The 13,882-nt window shown below is 76.1% G+C and carries 15 protein-coding genes; 13 read left to right on the top strand and 2 right to left on the bottom strand.

Features of this window, described 5'->3' with window-relative positions; translation table 11 throughout:
- The first annotated feature begins 23 nt into the window (after positions 1-23).
- Positions 24-1,331 (top strand): sensor histidine kinase, encoded by a 1,308-nt coding sequence (locus WJX68_RS02640; protein WP_340285940.1) that lies wholly within the window; start codon positions 24-26, stop codon positions 1,329-1,331.
- A gap of 39 nt (positions 1,332-1,370) precedes the next feature.
- Positions 1,371-2,039: a response regulator gene (locus tag WJX68_RS02645; protein ID WP_340285941.1), complete on the top strand. Its 669-nt coding sequence runs from the start codon at positions 1,371-1,373 to the stop codon at positions 2,037-2,039.
- Here WJX68_RS02645 and WJX68_RS02650 read toward each other — a convergent pair.
- Positions 1,997-2,644: a TetR/AcrR family transcriptional regulator gene (locus WJX68_RS02650; RefSeq protein WP_340285942.1), complete on the bottom strand. Its 648-nt coding sequence runs from the start codon at positions 2,642-2,644 to the stop codon at positions 1,997-1,999. The genes WJX68_RS02645 and WJX68_RS02650 overlap by 43 nt on opposite strands.
- Before the next feature lie 56 nt (positions 2,645-2,700).
- Between WJX68_RS02650 and WJX68_RS02655 the strand changes: the two genes are divergently transcribed.
- The 6 genes from WJX68_RS02655 (at position 2,701) to WJX68_RS02680 (ending at position 8,488) form a co-directional block, all read left to right on the top strand.
- Entirely contained in the window at positions 2,701-4,308 is a 1,608-nt protein-coding gene (locus WJX68_RS02655; RefSeq protein ID WP_340285943.1) for an anthranilate synthase component I, read from the top strand.
- Complete coding sequence (locus tag WJX68_RS02660; protein ID WP_340285944.1) at positions 4,305-4,931, top strand: Trp biosynthesis-associated membrane protein; 627 nt, start codon at positions 4,305-4,307, stop codon at positions 4,929-4,931. The genes WJX68_RS02655 and WJX68_RS02660 overlap by 4 nt, the downstream gene beginning before the upstream one ends.
- 49 nt (positions 4,932-4,980) lie before the next feature.
- Positions 4,981-5,835 (top strand): indole-3-glycerol phosphate synthase TrpC, encoded by an 855-nt coding sequence (gene trpC, locus WJX68_RS02665; protein WP_340285945.1) that lies wholly within the window; start codon positions 4,981-4,983, stop codon positions 5,833-5,835.
- 3 nt (positions 5,836-5,838) lie between these two features.
- Positions 5,839-6,747 carry a prolipoprotein diacylglyceryl transferase gene (gene lgt / locus WJX68_RS02670; protein ID WP_340285946.1) on the top strand — a complete coding sequence of 303 codons (909 nt, stop codon included), beginning with the start codon at positions 5,839-5,841 and terminating at the stop codon, positions 6,745-6,747.
- Positions 6,744-7,382, top strand: coding sequence for a DUF2461 domain-containing protein (locus WJX68_RS02675; RefSeq protein WP_340285947.1), 639 nt, complete (start codon positions 6,744-6,746; stop codon positions 7,380-7,382). Before lgt ends, WJX68_RS02675 begins: the two co-directional genes overlap by 4 nt.
- 92 nt (positions 7,383-7,474) lie before the next feature.
- Positions 7,475-8,488 carry a M28 family peptidase gene (locus WJX68_RS02680; RefSeq protein WP_340285948.1) on the top strand — a complete coding sequence of 338 codons (1,014 nt, stop codon included), beginning with the start codon at positions 7,475-7,477 and terminating at the stop codon, positions 8,486-8,488.
- Positions 8,489-8,537: 49 nt separating this feature from the next.
- Here the strand turns inward: WJX68_RS02680 and WJX68_RS02685 are convergent, their stop codons facing one another.
- A complete protein-coding gene (locus WJX68_RS02685; protein WP_340285949.1) occupies positions 8,538-8,897 on the bottom strand; it encodes a VanZ family protein in 360 nt (119 codons plus the stop codon).
- A 112-nt stretch (positions 8,898-9,009) separates the two neighbouring features.
- On the opposite strand from WJX68_RS02685, the gene pyk reads away from it, so the two are divergent.
- Genes pyk through WJX68_RS02710 form a run of 5 tightly spaced genes read left to right on the top strand, consistent with a single transcriptional unit; the run spans position 9,010 to position 13,881 of the window.
- Positions 9,010-10,434: a pyruvate kinase gene (gene pyk, locus WJX68_RS02690; protein WP_340285950.1), complete on the top strand. Its 1,425-nt coding sequence runs from the start codon at positions 9,010-9,012 to the stop codon at positions 10,432-10,434.
- A gap of 26 nt (positions 10,435-10,460) precedes the next feature.
- On the top strand, positions 10,461-11,369 hold the full coding sequence (locus tag WJX68_RS02695; RefSeq protein ID WP_340285951.1) for an acyl-CoA thioesterase: 909 nt from the start codon (positions 10,461-10,463) through the stop codon (positions 11,367-11,369).
- A complete protein-coding gene (locus WJX68_RS02700; RefSeq protein WP_340285952.1) occupies positions 11,366-12,079 on the top strand; it encodes a dienelactone hydrolase family protein in 714 nt (237 codons plus the stop codon). The genes WJX68_RS02695 and WJX68_RS02700 overlap by 4 nt, the downstream gene beginning before the upstream one ends.
- 18 nt (positions 12,080-12,097) lie before the next feature.
- The gene (locus WJX68_RS02705; protein ID WP_340285953.1) at positions 12,098-13,405 is read left to right on the top strand and encodes an O-acetylhomoserine aminocarboxypropyltransferase/cysteine synthase family protein; all 1,308 of its coding nucleotides are present in this window, start codon (positions 12,098-12,100) and stop codon (positions 13,403-13,405) included.
- On the top strand, positions 13,402-13,881 hold the full coding sequence (locus WJX68_RS02710) for a CoA-binding protein (RefSeq protein WP_340285954.1): 480 nt from the start codon (positions 13,402-13,404) through the stop codon (positions 13,879-13,881). Before WJX68_RS02705 ends, WJX68_RS02710 begins: the two co-directional genes overlap by 4 nt.
- Position 13,882: the final 1 nt, after the last annotated feature.

The raw sequence follows: 13,882 nt of genomic DNA on the forward strand, positions 1-13,882 counted from the left end.
CCCCGGTCTGCGACGATCGGCGGGTGGAGGTCGCCGTCGCCGCGCGCCGCGCCGTGCACTGCCTGCTCGGGGCGGTCGTCGGGTTGCCCTACGCCGCGGTGGCCCGGCTCGTGGCGGGCACCGGCGCGGCGGCCGGACCCGCGGTGGCGCTCGCGCTGGGCGTGCCGGCCGCCGTCGTGGGGGCGGGGGTGCTGGTGCTGCCGGGCGTGCGGGAGCTGGCGACGACGGCCGCCCGCACGCTGCTCGACGCCGACCTGCCCGACCCGCGCGGCGGCGGACGCCTGCGGGCCGCGGCCTGGATCCTGCTCGCGGTCCTCGCGGGCGCGGTGGGTGCCGCCGCCGTCCTGTGGCTGGTCCCGACCGCGGTCGCGCTGCTGCAGGCGCCCTGGGTGCTGCGGTCGCCGCTGCCGACCGGGGCGGCCGCCTGGTGGTGCCCGCCCGCGGCGGTGGCGGCGGTGCTGCTCGCCGCGGCCGTCCCGGCGGGGCTGGGCGCGGTGCAGGCCCGGTTCGCGGCCCGCGTCCTCGGCCCGACGCCCGCCGAGCGCCTGGCCGCCGAGCTCGAGCGGGAACGGCGCCGGGCCGGGCACCGCGCCGCGCGGGACCGGCTCGCCGGGGAGCTGCACGACTCGGTGGGCCACGCCCTGACCGTCACGACGCTGCAGGCCGGCGCGGCGGCGGAGCTGCTGGAACGCGACCCGGAGTTCGTCCGGCGGGCGCTGGCCGCGATCGCCGACACCGGCCGGGCCGCCCTCGACGACCTCGACCACGTGCTCGGGCTGCTGGCACGCGACCCCGACGCGGTCCCGGCCGACCCGCCCGGCCCCACCACCCACCGCGCACCGGACGGCCCGCCCGGCCCCGCCGGTCCCCCGGGGCCGGCCGGGACCGACCGGCCGGCCGGGGACCTCGACGACCTCGGCACCCTGCTCGCGGGCGTCCGCGCCGCCGGGGCCGACCTGAGCGCCACCGTCGACGACGGGCCGCCGGTCCCCGGCACGGTGTCGCGCGAGGCGTACCGGCTGGCCCGCGAGGCGCTGACCAACGCGCTGCGCCACGCCGGCCCGGGCCCGGTCGCGCTCGTCCTGCGCCGCGACGGGGGCGGGCTGACCCTGACCGTCACCAGCCCGCTCGGCCCGCCCGCCCCGACCCGCGACGGCGGCGGGCGCGGCCTGGCCGGTGCCGCCCACCGCGTCGCGCTGCTCGGGGGCGGGCTCGACGCCGGCCCGCGCGGGGACTCCTGGGTGCTGCACGCCCGGCTGCCCGGCGCCGGGGCACACACCGGGACCGGCGACCGGCGCGGCGGGGCGCGCACCGCGGGACCGTCGCGGTAGGACGGACCGGCACGGTCCGGTGGCGGGGGAAGGGGAGCGATGACGAGCGGCGAGACCGTCGGGGTCCTGCTGGTCGACGACGAGGAGCTGATCCGCACCGGGCTGCGGGCCGTGCTCGACGCCGACCCCGGCCTGCGGGTGCTGGGCGAGGCCGCCGACGGCGCCGAGGTGCCCGGCCTCGTCGCGCGGCTGCGCCCCGACGTGGTGCTGATGGACGTGCGGATGCCCGCCGTCGACGGCCTCACCGCCACCCGCGCGCTGCTGCGCGCCCCCGACGCGCCCCGGGTGCTGGTGCTCACCACGTTCGGCCACGACCGGTACGTCCTCGACGCGATGCAGGCGGGCGCGAGCGGGTTCCTGCTCAAGCGCACCCCGCCGCGCGAGATCGTCCGTGCGGTGCACACCGTCGCGGCGGGGGAGTCGGTGCTGTTCCCGGCGGCGCTGCGCGAGCTCGTCGCGGGCTTCGCCGGCGACCGCGGCGACCGGCTCGCCGGGGCCGGGCTCACCACCCGGGAGGGCGAGGTGCTGACGCTGATGGCCCGCGGGCTGTCCAACGCCGAGATCGCCGCGGACCTGTACCTGGGCGTGGAGACGGTGAAGACCCACGTCGCGGGGGTGCTCGCCAAGACCGGCTCGCGCGACCGCACCCAGGCCGTCGTCGCCGCCTACACCTCGGGTTTCGTCGACCCCAGGTTCCCGGTGAGGTAGCGCTGCACGGTCGGCGCGACGGTCGCGACGACCTCCTCGCGCGACGCCGAGGCCAGCGGCTCGAGCCGCACGACGTAGCGCATCATGCCCAGCCCGATCAGCTGCGAGGCCACCAGCGCGCCGCGCTCGTCGGGCCGGTCGGGGGACCAGCGGCCGGTCACCGGGCGCAGGATCGCGCCGACGACGAACTCGCGCAGCATCCGGGCCGCGACGTCGTGCCCGGCCACGCTGCGCAGCAGCGCCGCCATCGCGGTGCCGCCCCCCGTGTCCCACACGGTGAGGAACCCGCGCACGATCCGCTCCCCGACGCCGTCGCCGGGCCCGGTGAGGACCAGCTCGCGGACCGTGCCGGGGTCGACGGGCAGGTCCAGTGCCGACAGGAACAGCTTCTCCTTGCCGCCGAACCAGTGGTTGACCATCGCCGGGTCCACCCCGGCGCGCTCGGCGATCCGGCGGACCGTGGCGCCGTCGAAGCCCCGCTCGGCGAACTCGGCGCGGGCGGCGGCGAGCAGTCCGGCCCGGGTGTCCGCGCCGCCGGAGCGGCGGCCGCGACGGCGGGGCGGCGCACCGCCGGGCGGCGGCGCGGGGGCGCTCGGTTCGGTCATCGGCCCATCTTCACCCGCGCGAGGGCGGCCGTCACGACTCGGGGACAATGCCCCGCATGACCGAGCGGACGCAGCACGCCCCCGCCCCCGCGGTCCCCGCGGCCGCCGCCCTGGGCGCGGTGAGCCCGACCCGCGAGGAGTTCCGTGAGCTGGCCCGGGCGCACCGGGTCATCCCGGTGACCCGCCGCCTGCTCGCCGACGACGAGACCCCGGTCGGGGTGTACCGCAAGCTCGCGGGCGAGCGCACCGGCACGTTCCTGCTGGAGTCCGCGGAGAACGGCCGGTCCTGGTCGCGGTGGTCGTTCGTCGGCGCCCGCAGCGCCGCCGCGCTGACCGCGGTCGACGGCGAGCTCGTCTGGACCGGTGAGGTGCCCGAGGGGCTGCCCACCACCGGCGACCCGCTCGACGCGCTGCGCACCGTGGTCACCGAGCTGCACTCCGAGCCGCTGCCCGGCCTGCCCCCGCTGACCGGCGGCATGGTCGGCTACCTGGGCTACGACGTGGTCCGCCGGGTCGAGCGCATCGCCGACCCGGACGACCCGGCCGTCGACGACCTGGCCCTGCCCGAGCTCGTCATGCTGCTCGCGACCGACCTGGCCGCGCTCGACCACCACGAGGGCACCGTCACCCTGATCGCGAACGCGATCAACTGGGACGCCAGCGACGCCCGCGTCGACCAGGCCTACGACGACGCCGTCGCCCGGCTGGACCGGATGACCCGCGAGCTGGCCGCCGGGTCGCCGAGCTCGGTCGCGGTCTACACCCCGACCCGCCCGGAGTTCCTGCGCCGGCGCACCCCCGAGCAGCACCACGCCGCGATCGAGGACGCCAAGGAGCAGATCCGCGCGGGCGAGGCCTTCCAGATCGTGCTCTCGCAGCGCTTCGAGATGGAGTGCACGGCCGACCCGCTCGAGGTCTACCGGATCCTGCGCACCACCAACCCGAGCCCGTACATGTACCTGCTGCGCCTCGACGACGCCGCGGGCGGCGCGCCGTTCTCCATCGTCGGGTCCAGCCCGGAGGCGCTGGTCAGCGTGCTCGACGGGCGCGCCACCACGCACCCGATCGCGGGGACCCGCTGGCGCGGCGCCACCGACGAGGAGGACCAGCTCCTGGAGAAGGAGCTGCGCGGCGACGAGAAGGAGCGCGCCGAGCACCTGATGCTCGTCGACCTCGGCCGCAACGACCTCGGCCGGGTGTGCGAGCCGGGCACGGTGACCGTGCGGAACTTCTTCGAGATCGAGCGCTACAGCCACGTCATGCACCTGGTCTCGACGGTCACCGGGCTGCTGCGCGGCGACCGCACCGCCTTCGACGCGGTGCTGGCCTGCTTCCCGGCCGGGACCCTGTCCGGCGCGCCGAAGGTGCGCGCCATGCAGGTCATCGACCGGCTGGAGCCGACCCGGCGCGGCCAGTACGGCGGCATCGTCGGCTACCTGGACTTCGCGGGCAACGCCGACACCGCCATCGCCATCCGCACCGCGATGATCCGGAGCGGCACCGCCTACGTGCAGGCGGGCGGCGGCATCGTCGCCGACTCCGACCCGGCGGCGGAGGACCTGGAGTGCCTCAACAAGGCCCGCGCGGTGCTGTCCGCGGTGGCGGCCGCCGGGTCGCTGAGCGCCCCCGTGACCGGGTCCCCGACACCGCCGGAGCGCGCGTGACGGCCCCGGGGGGCGCCCGCACCGACCGGCGGGCGATGGGCCTGGTCGTGCTCGGGCTGCTGCTCGGTGCCGGGGCCCTGTGGGGCGCCGGCTCGGCGGACTGGTTCGTGCTGACGGTGCCGACCGCGACGCGCGGCACCGTGGAGCTGGGCGCCACCGGGGCCCGGCTGCAGCCGGTCGTCACCGCCGTCGCGGCCCTGCTGGTGGCGGCGGTCGCGGCCCTGGTCGCGCTGTCCGGGGTCGCCCGGCGCGTGCTCGGGGTGCTGGTCGGCGTGGCCGCGCTGGCCGCCGTCGGCCTGACGCTGCGGCTGGTCGCGGTGCCGCCGTCGGCGGTGGAGCTGGCCTCGGCCCGCGCCGGGCTGAACGCGCCGAACGCCCCGGCGGGCGCCGGCGCGGTGACGGCGACGGCCTGGCCGTGGCTCGCCGTCACCGGCGGGGTGGTCGCGCTGGCCGCGGCCGTGCTGCTGGTGGTCCGCGAGCCGCGGCTGCCGCGGCTGGGGGCGCGCTACGCCGCGCCGGGGACGCGGGCGGCGACGACGCCGTCGGACCCGGACCGGGCCGCCTGGGAGCGGCTGGACGCCGGCGGCGACCCGACCGTCGGCCCGCGCGAGGGGGAGAACTAGCATGGCCGCGACGTCCGGGCGACGCGCGAGCGGAGGAGGAGTCGGCCCTGTGAGCACTACGGGTCCTGCGGGACGGAACGGGACGGGGCGTGCACCCACCGTCCTCGAGTCCATCGTGGACGGCGTCCGGGAGGACCTCGCGGAGCGCGAGCGGGCCGTCGACCTGGCCGAGATCAAGCGCCGCGCCGCGGCCGCGCCGCCGCCGCGCGACGCGATGGCCGCGCTGCGCGAGCCGGGGGTCGGCGTGATCGCCGAGGTCAAGCGGGCCAGCCCGTCGAAGGGCTCGCTCGCCGACATCCCCGACCCGGCCGAGCTGGCCGAGGCCTACGCCGCCAACGGCGCACGGGTGATCAGCGTGCTGACCGAGCAGCGCCGCTTCGGCGGGTCGCTCGCCGACCTCGACGCGGTCCGCGCCCGGGTCGACGTGCCGGTCCTGCGCAAGGACTTCGTGGTCACCCCGTACCAGGTGCACGAGGCCCGCGCGCACGGCGCCGACGTCGTGCTGCTGATCGTCGCCGCGCTGGAGCAGCCGGTCCTGGCCTCGCTGCTCGACCGCATCGAGTCGCTCGGGATGACCCCGCTGGTCGAGGTGCACACCGAGGAGGAGTGCGACCGCGCCCTGGAGGCCGGCGCCTCCCTGATCGGGGTCAACGCGCGCAACCTGCACACCCTCGAGGTGAACCGGTCGGTGTTCGGCGAGATCGCCCCCGGGCTGCCGTCGAACGTCATCAAGGTCGCCGAGTCCGGTGTCCGCGGCCCGGGTGACCTGCTCACCTACGCCGGCTGGGGCGCCGACGCGGTCCTCGTCGGCGAGGGCCTGGTCACCAGCGGCGACCCGGCCGCGGCGGTCCGCGGGCTGGTCGCGGCCGGGTTCCACCCGTCCTGCAGCCGCACCGGCGCCTGAGCCGTGCTCACCGCGCAGCTCGTCCCGGCCTTCATCCCGAGCCCGGACCGCGGGGTCTGGCACCTCGGGCCGATCCCGATCCGCGCCTACGCCCTGTGCATCATCGCGGGCATCGCGGTCGCGCTCTGGTGGGGCGAGCGGCGCCTGCAGGCCCGCGGCGGCAACCCCGGCACGGTGCTCGACGTCGCCGTCTGGGCGGTGCCGTTCGGCCTGCTCGGCGGGCGGCTCTACCACGTGGCCACGGACTGGCGGACCTACTTCGGGCCCGGCGGGAACCCGTGGGGCGCGCTGGAGATCTGGAACGGCGGCCTCGGCATCTGGGGCGCCATCGCCCTCGGCGGGGTCGGTGCCTGGATCGGCTGCCGCCGTCACGGCGTCCCGCTGCCGCTGTTCGCCGACGCCGTCGCGCCCGGGATCATCGTCGCGCAGGCCGTCGGCCGGCTCGGGAACTGGTTCAACCAGGAGCTCTACGGCGGCCCGACCACGCTGCCGTGGGGTCTGGAGATCTACCGGCGGGTCGACCCGGGCACCGGGCTGGAGGACCCGCTCGGCGGCGTCGCGCTCGACCCGACGCCGATCGCGGTCGTGCACCCCACGTTCCTCTACGAGCTGCTGTGGAACCTCGCCGTCGCCGCGCTGATCGTGCTGGCCGACCGGCGGTTCCGGCTCGGCCACGGCCGCGTGTTCGGGCTCTACGTCGCGGGCTACACGCTCGGCCGGTTCTTCATCGAGCTCATGCGCACCGACCCGGCCACCCGGGTGTTCGGCGACGTGCGGATCAACGTCGTCGTCTCCGCGGTCGTGTTCCTCGGCGCGGTGCTCTACGTGGCGTTCGCGCGCCGCGGCCGCGAGGAGTGGACCGCACCCGAACCCGAGCCCGAGGCGTCGGCACCGGAGCGCGAGGACGCGTGAGCGCCTTCGCCGGGTTCGGCGACGGCGCCGTCGAGTTCTACGACGGTCTGCTGGCCGACAACTCCAAGGCGTACTGGACCGACCACCGCGCGACCTACGACGCCGACGTCCGCGCCCCGATGGAGGCGCTGCTCGCCGACCTCGAACCGGAGTTCGGCGCCGGGAAGGTGTTCCGCCCGTACCGCGACGTGCGCTTCGCCGCGGACAAGACGCCGTACAAGACCCACTGCGGCGGCTTCGCGGCGCCGTTCTACGTCGAGGTCTCCGCCGAGGGCCTGCTCGCCGCCGGCGGCTACTACGTCATGGCCCCCGACCAGCTCACCCGCTACCGCCACGCCGTCGACGACGAGCGCCGCGGCGAGGACCTGCGCGCCCGGCTGGAGACGGCCCGCGCGGCCGGCCTGACGGTCGACGGCGAGACGCTGCGGACCCGCCCGCGCGGCACCGACCCCGCACACCCGCGGCTGGAGCTGCTGCGGCACAAGGGCCTGTACGTGTCGCGGCGCTGGGCACCGGACGACGTGCTGCACGGGCCCCGCGCCCGCGACCGGGTCCGCACGACCTGGCGGGCGGCCCGCCCGGTCACCGAGTGGCTCACCGACCACGTGGGCCCGAGCGAGCTGCCGCGGCGCTGAGCGCGGTTTCCCGGGCCGGCCGGCGGGGAAGCCGAACCGGAGCCCCGGCGGTGCCCGAACGCCGCACGGGACCACGACAGGGGGAGCTGCCGGTGCGGCCATCACGAGCCCGGAACGCGGTCGCGGCGCTGGTCGCGGCCTCCGCCGTCGTCGCGGGGTGCACCGCGGCCGCGCCCGCCGTCGCCCCGCCACCGGACGGGGCGCTGTCGCGTCAGGTGACCACCACCGCCACCGGCGCCGCCGCGGCACCGCACCTCGCGGCGCTGGAACGCATCGCCGACGCCCACGGCGGCAACCGCGCCGCGGGCACCCCCGGCTACGAGGCGACCGTCGACTACGTCGCCGGGGTGCTGCGGACGGCCGGGTTCGACGTCGCCACCCCCGTCTACGACGCCGGCGACGGCCGCGAGCTGCGCAACGTCGTCGCCCGCACGCGCGGGACCGACCCCGCGCGGGTCGTCCTCGCCGGGGCGCACCTGGACTCGGTGCGCGCCGGCCCCGGCATCAACGACGACGGCACCGGCATCGCCGGGCTGCTCGCGGCCGCCGCCGCGATCGGTCCGCAGCCGGGCACCCGCAACACCGTCGCGTTCGGGTTCTGGGGCTCGGAGGAGGATGAGCTGCAGGGCTCCACCGGCTACGTGCGCGACCTGTCCGGCGACGAGCGCGACGCGCTGCTGCTCTACCTCAACGCCGACATGCTGGGCTCACCCAACGGCGGCTACTTCGTGCAGGGCGGCCACGGCGACGACTCCGAGGAGCGTGGGCCGTCCGGCTCCGGCGTCGTCGCCTCCGTGCTGGCCGACGAGCTCGCCGCGGCCGGCGCCCCGCAGCCGCGCACCATCGGCTTCTACGGCGACGACGAGTCCCCCTTCGCCGAGGTCGGCGTCCCGGTGGCGGGCGCGGTCACCGGCGACGAGGACACCAAGTCCGGCGGCGAGGCCCGGCTCTGGGGCGGCACCGCGGGGCAGGCCTACGACAGCTGCTACCACTCCGCGTGCGACCGCGGCGGCAACGTCGACGCCGAGAAGCTCGACCGCTACACCCGCGCGATCGCCGCGACCCTGGCCCGCTTCGCGGCCGCCGAGCAGCGGCCGTCCGGCTGAGCGGTCCCGGGCCGTCCGTGGGGCCCCCGGCCGTCGCGGGCGGTGCCGCTCAGTCCAGCCGCGAGCGGCCGGTCCGGGAGGGCGTGCGGCCGCCGCGGGCGAGCCGGGCGTGCAGCAGCGTCCCGAGCGCCGCGCCGGCCACGTCGACCAGCGCGTCGAGCACGTCGCCGCTGCGCCCGATCGGCAGCAGCGCCTGCGCGACCTCCGACGCGGCGGCGTACACCGCGAGGCCGGCCAGCAGTGACCAGGTCCGGATGCCGGCCGCGCGCCCCGTCCACGCCAGAAGCGCGAACACCAGCAGGTGCACGAGCTTGTCCGTGCCGGGCGGCGCCGTCGGCACCCCGGACGCCGGGGTGAACAGCACCACCAGGCTCAGCAGGACCGCGAGGACGAACGGCTGGACGCGCACGACCCCCAGTCTCCTCCACCGGCCGCACCGGTCGTGAACGCCGGGGGACCGGACGCCGACGGGCCGGGTTCCGATCCTCCTGATCGTTCCAGTCGGCGCTACGCTGGGCCGCGTGACACGTCGAACCAAGATCGTCTGCACCATCGGACCGGCGACTGCGACCCCGGACCGGATCCGCGACCTCGTCGACGCCGGGATGGACGTGGCCCGGCTCAACTTCAGTCACGGCGACCGCGCGGACCACAAGCGGGTCTACGACATGGTCCGCGACGCCGCCGACTCCTCCGGCCGGGCCGTCGGCATCCTCGCCGACCTGCAGGGCCCGAAGATCCGGCTCGGCCGCTTCGCCGACGGTCCCACCGAGTGGAGGACCGGCGAGGAGGTGCGCATCACCGTCGAGGACTGCGCCGGCTCCCACGACCGGGTGTCGACCACCTACAAGGGCCTCGCCCAGGACGCGCGGGTCGACGACCGGATGCTCGTCGACGACGGCAAGGTCGGGCTGCGGGTCGTCGCCGTCGAGGGCGACGACGTCGTCTGCCGGGTCACCGAGGGCGGCCCGGTCTCGGACAACAAGGGCCTGTCGCTGCCGGGCATGAACATCTCGGTGCCCGCGCTGTCGGAGAAGGACATCGCCGACCTCGAGTTCGCGATGTCGCTGCGGGTCGACGTCGTCGCGCTGTCGTTCGTGCGCAGCCCCGCCGACATCGACCTCGTCCACAAGATCATGGACAACACCGGCGCCGGTCGTGTCCCGGTGATCGCGAAGCTGGAGAAGCCCGAGGCCGTCGACAACCTCGAGGCCGTCGTGCTGGCCTTCGACGGCATCATGGTCGCCCGCGGCGATCTGGGCGTGGAGCTGCCGCTGCAGAACGTGCCGCTGGTGCAGAAGCGCGCGGTGCAGATCGCGCGGGAGAACGCCAAGCCCGTCATCGTCGCGACCCAGATGCTCGACTCGATGATCACGAGCTCGCGCCCGACCCGCGCCGAGGCCTCCGACGTCGCCAACGCCGTGCTCGACGGCACCGACGCGGTCATGCTCTCCGGCGAGACGAGCGTCGGCCGCTACCCGATCAAGACCGTCCGCACGATGGCCGAGATCGTCGAGGCCGTCGAGGCCGGCCCGGCCGACGTGCCGCCGCTCAACCACGTGCCCCGCACCAAGCGCGGTGTGCTGTCCTACGCCGCCCGCGACATCGGCGAGCGGCTCTCGGCGCGCGCGCTGGTCGCGTTCTCCCAGTCCGGCGACACCGTGCGCCGGCTGGCCCGGCTGCACACCCGGCTCCCGCTGCTGGCGTTCACCCCGGAGCCCGCGGTCCGCAGCCAGCTCGCGATGACCTGGGGCGTCGAGACCTTCCTGGTCGACAAGGTCGACTCGACCGACGCGATGATCCGCCAGGTCGACAACGCGATCCTGTCGATCGGCCGGTTCAAGCCGGGCGACCTCGTGGTCGTCGTCGCCGGGTCGCCGCCCTCCACCGTCGGCTCCACGAACCTGATCCGGGTGCACCGCCTGGGCGAGGACGACCACGCCTGATCCGGACGTTGGCATACTCACCGACCGTGAGTGCCGATCCCGTACCCGCGCCCGAGCTGGCCGCCGACGGCGAACCGCGTGGCCAGGCCGTCCTCGACGACCTGGTCGCGCTGCTCGACCTCGAACGGCTGGAGGACAACCTCTTCCGCGGCGTGAGCCCGCCGGTGTCGCTGCCCCGGGTGTTCGGCGGCCAGGTCGCCGGGCAGGCCCTGGTCGCGGCGGGGCGCACCGTGCCCGCCGACCGGCACGTGCACTCGCTGCACGCCTACTTCATCCGGCCCGGTGACCCGAGCATCCCGATCGTCTACGAGACCGAGCGGGTCCGCGACGGGCGCTCGTTCACCACGCGGCGGGTGCTGGCCATCCAGCGCGGCGAGGCGATCTTCTCGCTGTCGGCGTCGTTCCAGCTGCCGCAGGCCGGGCTGGAGCACGCCGAGCCGATGCCGGCCGGCGTCCCCGACCCGCAGCGCGTCGACGACCTCGGCACCCGCGCCGCCCGCGGCGACGGCGGCTGGATGGCCGGGCTGCCCCGCCCGCTCGACATCCGGCTGATCGACGAGCCGTCCTGGTCGCAGGACCACGCCGGTCCCTCCGACGAGCCGATGCGGCTGTGGCTGCGTGCCGACGGCGCCCTGCCCGACGACCCGCTGCTGCACGTCTGCCTGCTCACCTACGCCAGCGACCTGACCCTGCTCGGCTCGGTCGTCGCCCGGCACGACGTGCCGCGCACCGGCCTGCAGATGGCGAGCCTGGACCACGCCATGTGGTTCCACGGCCCGTTCCGCGCCGACGAGTGGCTGCTCTACTCCTGCTTCTCGCCGGCCGCGTCCGGCGGGCGCGGGCTGGGGGCGGGCAAGTTCTTCACCGCCGACGGCCGCCACGTCGTCACCACCATGCAGGAGGGGCTCGTGCGCGTACCCGGGGGCCGCTCGTGACCGCCGAGGCCGACGTCGCGCTGCCCAGCGTGAACGGCGGGACGCTGCCCGGGTTCCTCGTCCGCCCCGACGGCGGCGACACCCCCGGCCCCGCGCTGGTGATGATCTACGAGGCGTTCGGGATGACGCCGGAGATGCGCCGCGTCGCCCGCGGGCTCGCCCGCGACGGCTACACCGTGCTGATCCCGGACCTGTTCGCCCGCGGCCGGGTGAAGCCGCTGTGCGTCGCCGCCACGATGACGACGATGGCCACCGGCCGCGGCGCCGCGCTCGGCGACTGCGAGTCCGCGCGGCGCTGGCTGGCCGCGCAGCCCACCGTGGACAGCGACCGGATCGGCGTCATCGGGTTCTGCATGGGCGGCGGGTTCGCGATGCTGCTGTCGCAGACCGGGCTCTACCGGGTGGCCGTCCCGTTCTACGGCCGGGCCGGCGTGGCGGTCGAGCCGGCCTGCCCGGTCGTCGCCAGCTTCGGCGCGCGCGACGCCCAGTTCGCCGACGGCTACCCGGCCCGGCTGGAGGCCGACCTCGCCGCGCGGGGCGTCCCGCACGACGTCGTCGTCTACCCCGACGCCGGGCACTCGTTCATGACCCGCACCGAGGGCGTGACGGGCGCGATCGCCCGGCGGACGCCGTTGCACGCGGAGTACCACGAGCCGTCGGCGACCGATGCGACCGAGCGGGTGCGGGCCTTCCTGCGCGAGCACCTCTGACCGGGGCAGGATGTCGGGGTGAGCAACGAGCAGCAGGACCGGGCCTGGGGATTCCGCACCCGCGCCGTGCACGCCGGGACGGTGCCCGACGCCGCGACCGGCTCCCGTGCCGTGCCGATCCACCAGACGACCAGCTACGTCTTCCGTGACACCGACGACGCCGCCGCGCTGTTCGCGCTGCAGAAGTACGGGCTGATCTACTCCCGGATCGCGAACCCGACGGTGTCCGCGCTGGAGGAGCGCCTCGCCAGCCTCGACGGCGGCATCGGCGCGGTCTGCACCGCCAGCGGCCAGTCCGCGGAGTTCCTGACCTTCGCCGCGCTGGCCGGGGCGGGGGACCACGCCGTCGCCGCGGCCGGGCTCTACGGCGGCACGATCACCCAGCTCGACGTGACGCTGCGCCGCTTCGGTGTCGACACCACGTTCGTCCCCGGCACCGACCCGGCCGACTACGCCGCCGCGATCCGGGACGACACCAAGTTCGTCTTCGCCGAGGTCGTCTCCAACCCCGGCGGCGAGGTCGCCGACATCGCCGGGCTCGCCGAGGTCGCGCACGCGGCCGGGATCCCGCTGATCGTCGACGCCACGCTGTCGACGCCGTACCTGTGCCGGCCCCTGGAGCACGGCGCGGACATCGTCATCCACTCCGTCACCAAGTTCCTCGGCGGCCACGGCACCACGCTGGGCGGTGTCGTCATCGAGTCCGGGCGCTTCGACTGGGGCAACGGGAAGTTCCCGACGATGACCGAGCCCGTCCCGTCCTACGGCGGGCTGACCTGGTGGGGCAACTTCCAGGAGCTCGGCTTCCTCACCAAGCTGCGCGCCGAGCAGCTGCGCGACGTCGGCGCCACGCTGTCCGCGCACTCGGCGTTCCTGCTGATGCAGGGCGTGGAGACGCTGCCGCAGCGGATGGAGGCGCACGTGGCAGGAGCCCAGCGGGTCGCGGAATGGCTGGAGGCCGACCCGCGGGTGGAGTACGTGACCTACCCCGGTCTGCCGTCGCACCGCCACCACGAGCGGGCGCGGCACTACCTGCCCGGCGGTCCCGGCGCGGTGTTCGCGTTCGGGGTGCGGGGCGGGCGTGCCGCGGGCGCCCGGTTCATCGAGTCGGTGCAGCTGTGCAGCCACCTGGCCAACGTCGGCGACGCCCGCACGCTCGTCCTGCACCCCGGGTCGACGACCCACCAGCAACTGACCGCCGAGCAGCTGGAGCACGCCGGGGTCCCGGAGGACATGATCCGCATCTCGGTCGGCCTGGAGGACCCCGACGACATCGTCTGGGACCTCGACCAGGCGCTGACCGCCTCGCAGAAGGAGAGCGCGTGACCTGGGAGAACCCGCCGGCGTGGCGGCGGCAGCAGATCCTGCGCGACACCCGCACCGTGGCGGTCGTCGGGGCCAGCGCCAACCCGGCCCGGGCCAGCAACTTCGTCGCGACCTACCTGCTGGCGTCGACGTCGTTCGAGGTGTACTTCGTCAACCCGAACACCTCGCAGATCCTCGGGCGGCCGGTGTACACGTCGCTGGCGGCGCTGCCCGTGGTGCCCGACCTGGTCGACGTGTTCCGCCGGCCGGAGGACCTCGGCGGCGTGCTCGACGAGGTGCTGGCCCTGGACCCGCACCCGTCGACGTTCTGGCTGCAGTTCGGCCTGTTCGACGAGGCCCTGGCCGCGCGGGCCGAGGGCGCCGGGCTGACGGTGGTCATGGACCGCTGCCTGAAGGTGGAGCACGCGCGGTTCGCCGGCGGCCTGCACCTGGCCGGGTTCGACACCGGCGTGATCACCTCGCGCCGGCGCGAGTAGA

The sequence above is a fragment of the Pseudonocardia spirodelae genome, from assembly GCF_037727765.1.
Taxonomy (GTDB): Bacteria; Actinomycetota; Actinomycetes; order Mycobacteriales; family Pseudonocardiaceae; genus Pseudonocardia; species Pseudonocardia spirodelae.

Coding starts and splice junctions, on each gene's coding strand:
- WJX68_RS02655 (WP_340285943.1), top strand. CDS start 2,701: ATGACCGAGCGGACGCAGCACGCCCCCGCCCCCGCGGTCCCCGCGGCC.
- WJX68_RS02645 (WP_340285941.1), top strand. CDS start 1,371: ATGACGAGCGGCGAGACCGTCGGGGTCCTGCTGGTCGACGACGAGGAG.
- WJX68_RS02650 (WP_340285942.1), bottom strand. CDS start 2,644: ATGACCGAACCGAGCGCCCCCGCGCCGCCGCCCGGCGGTGCGCCGCCC.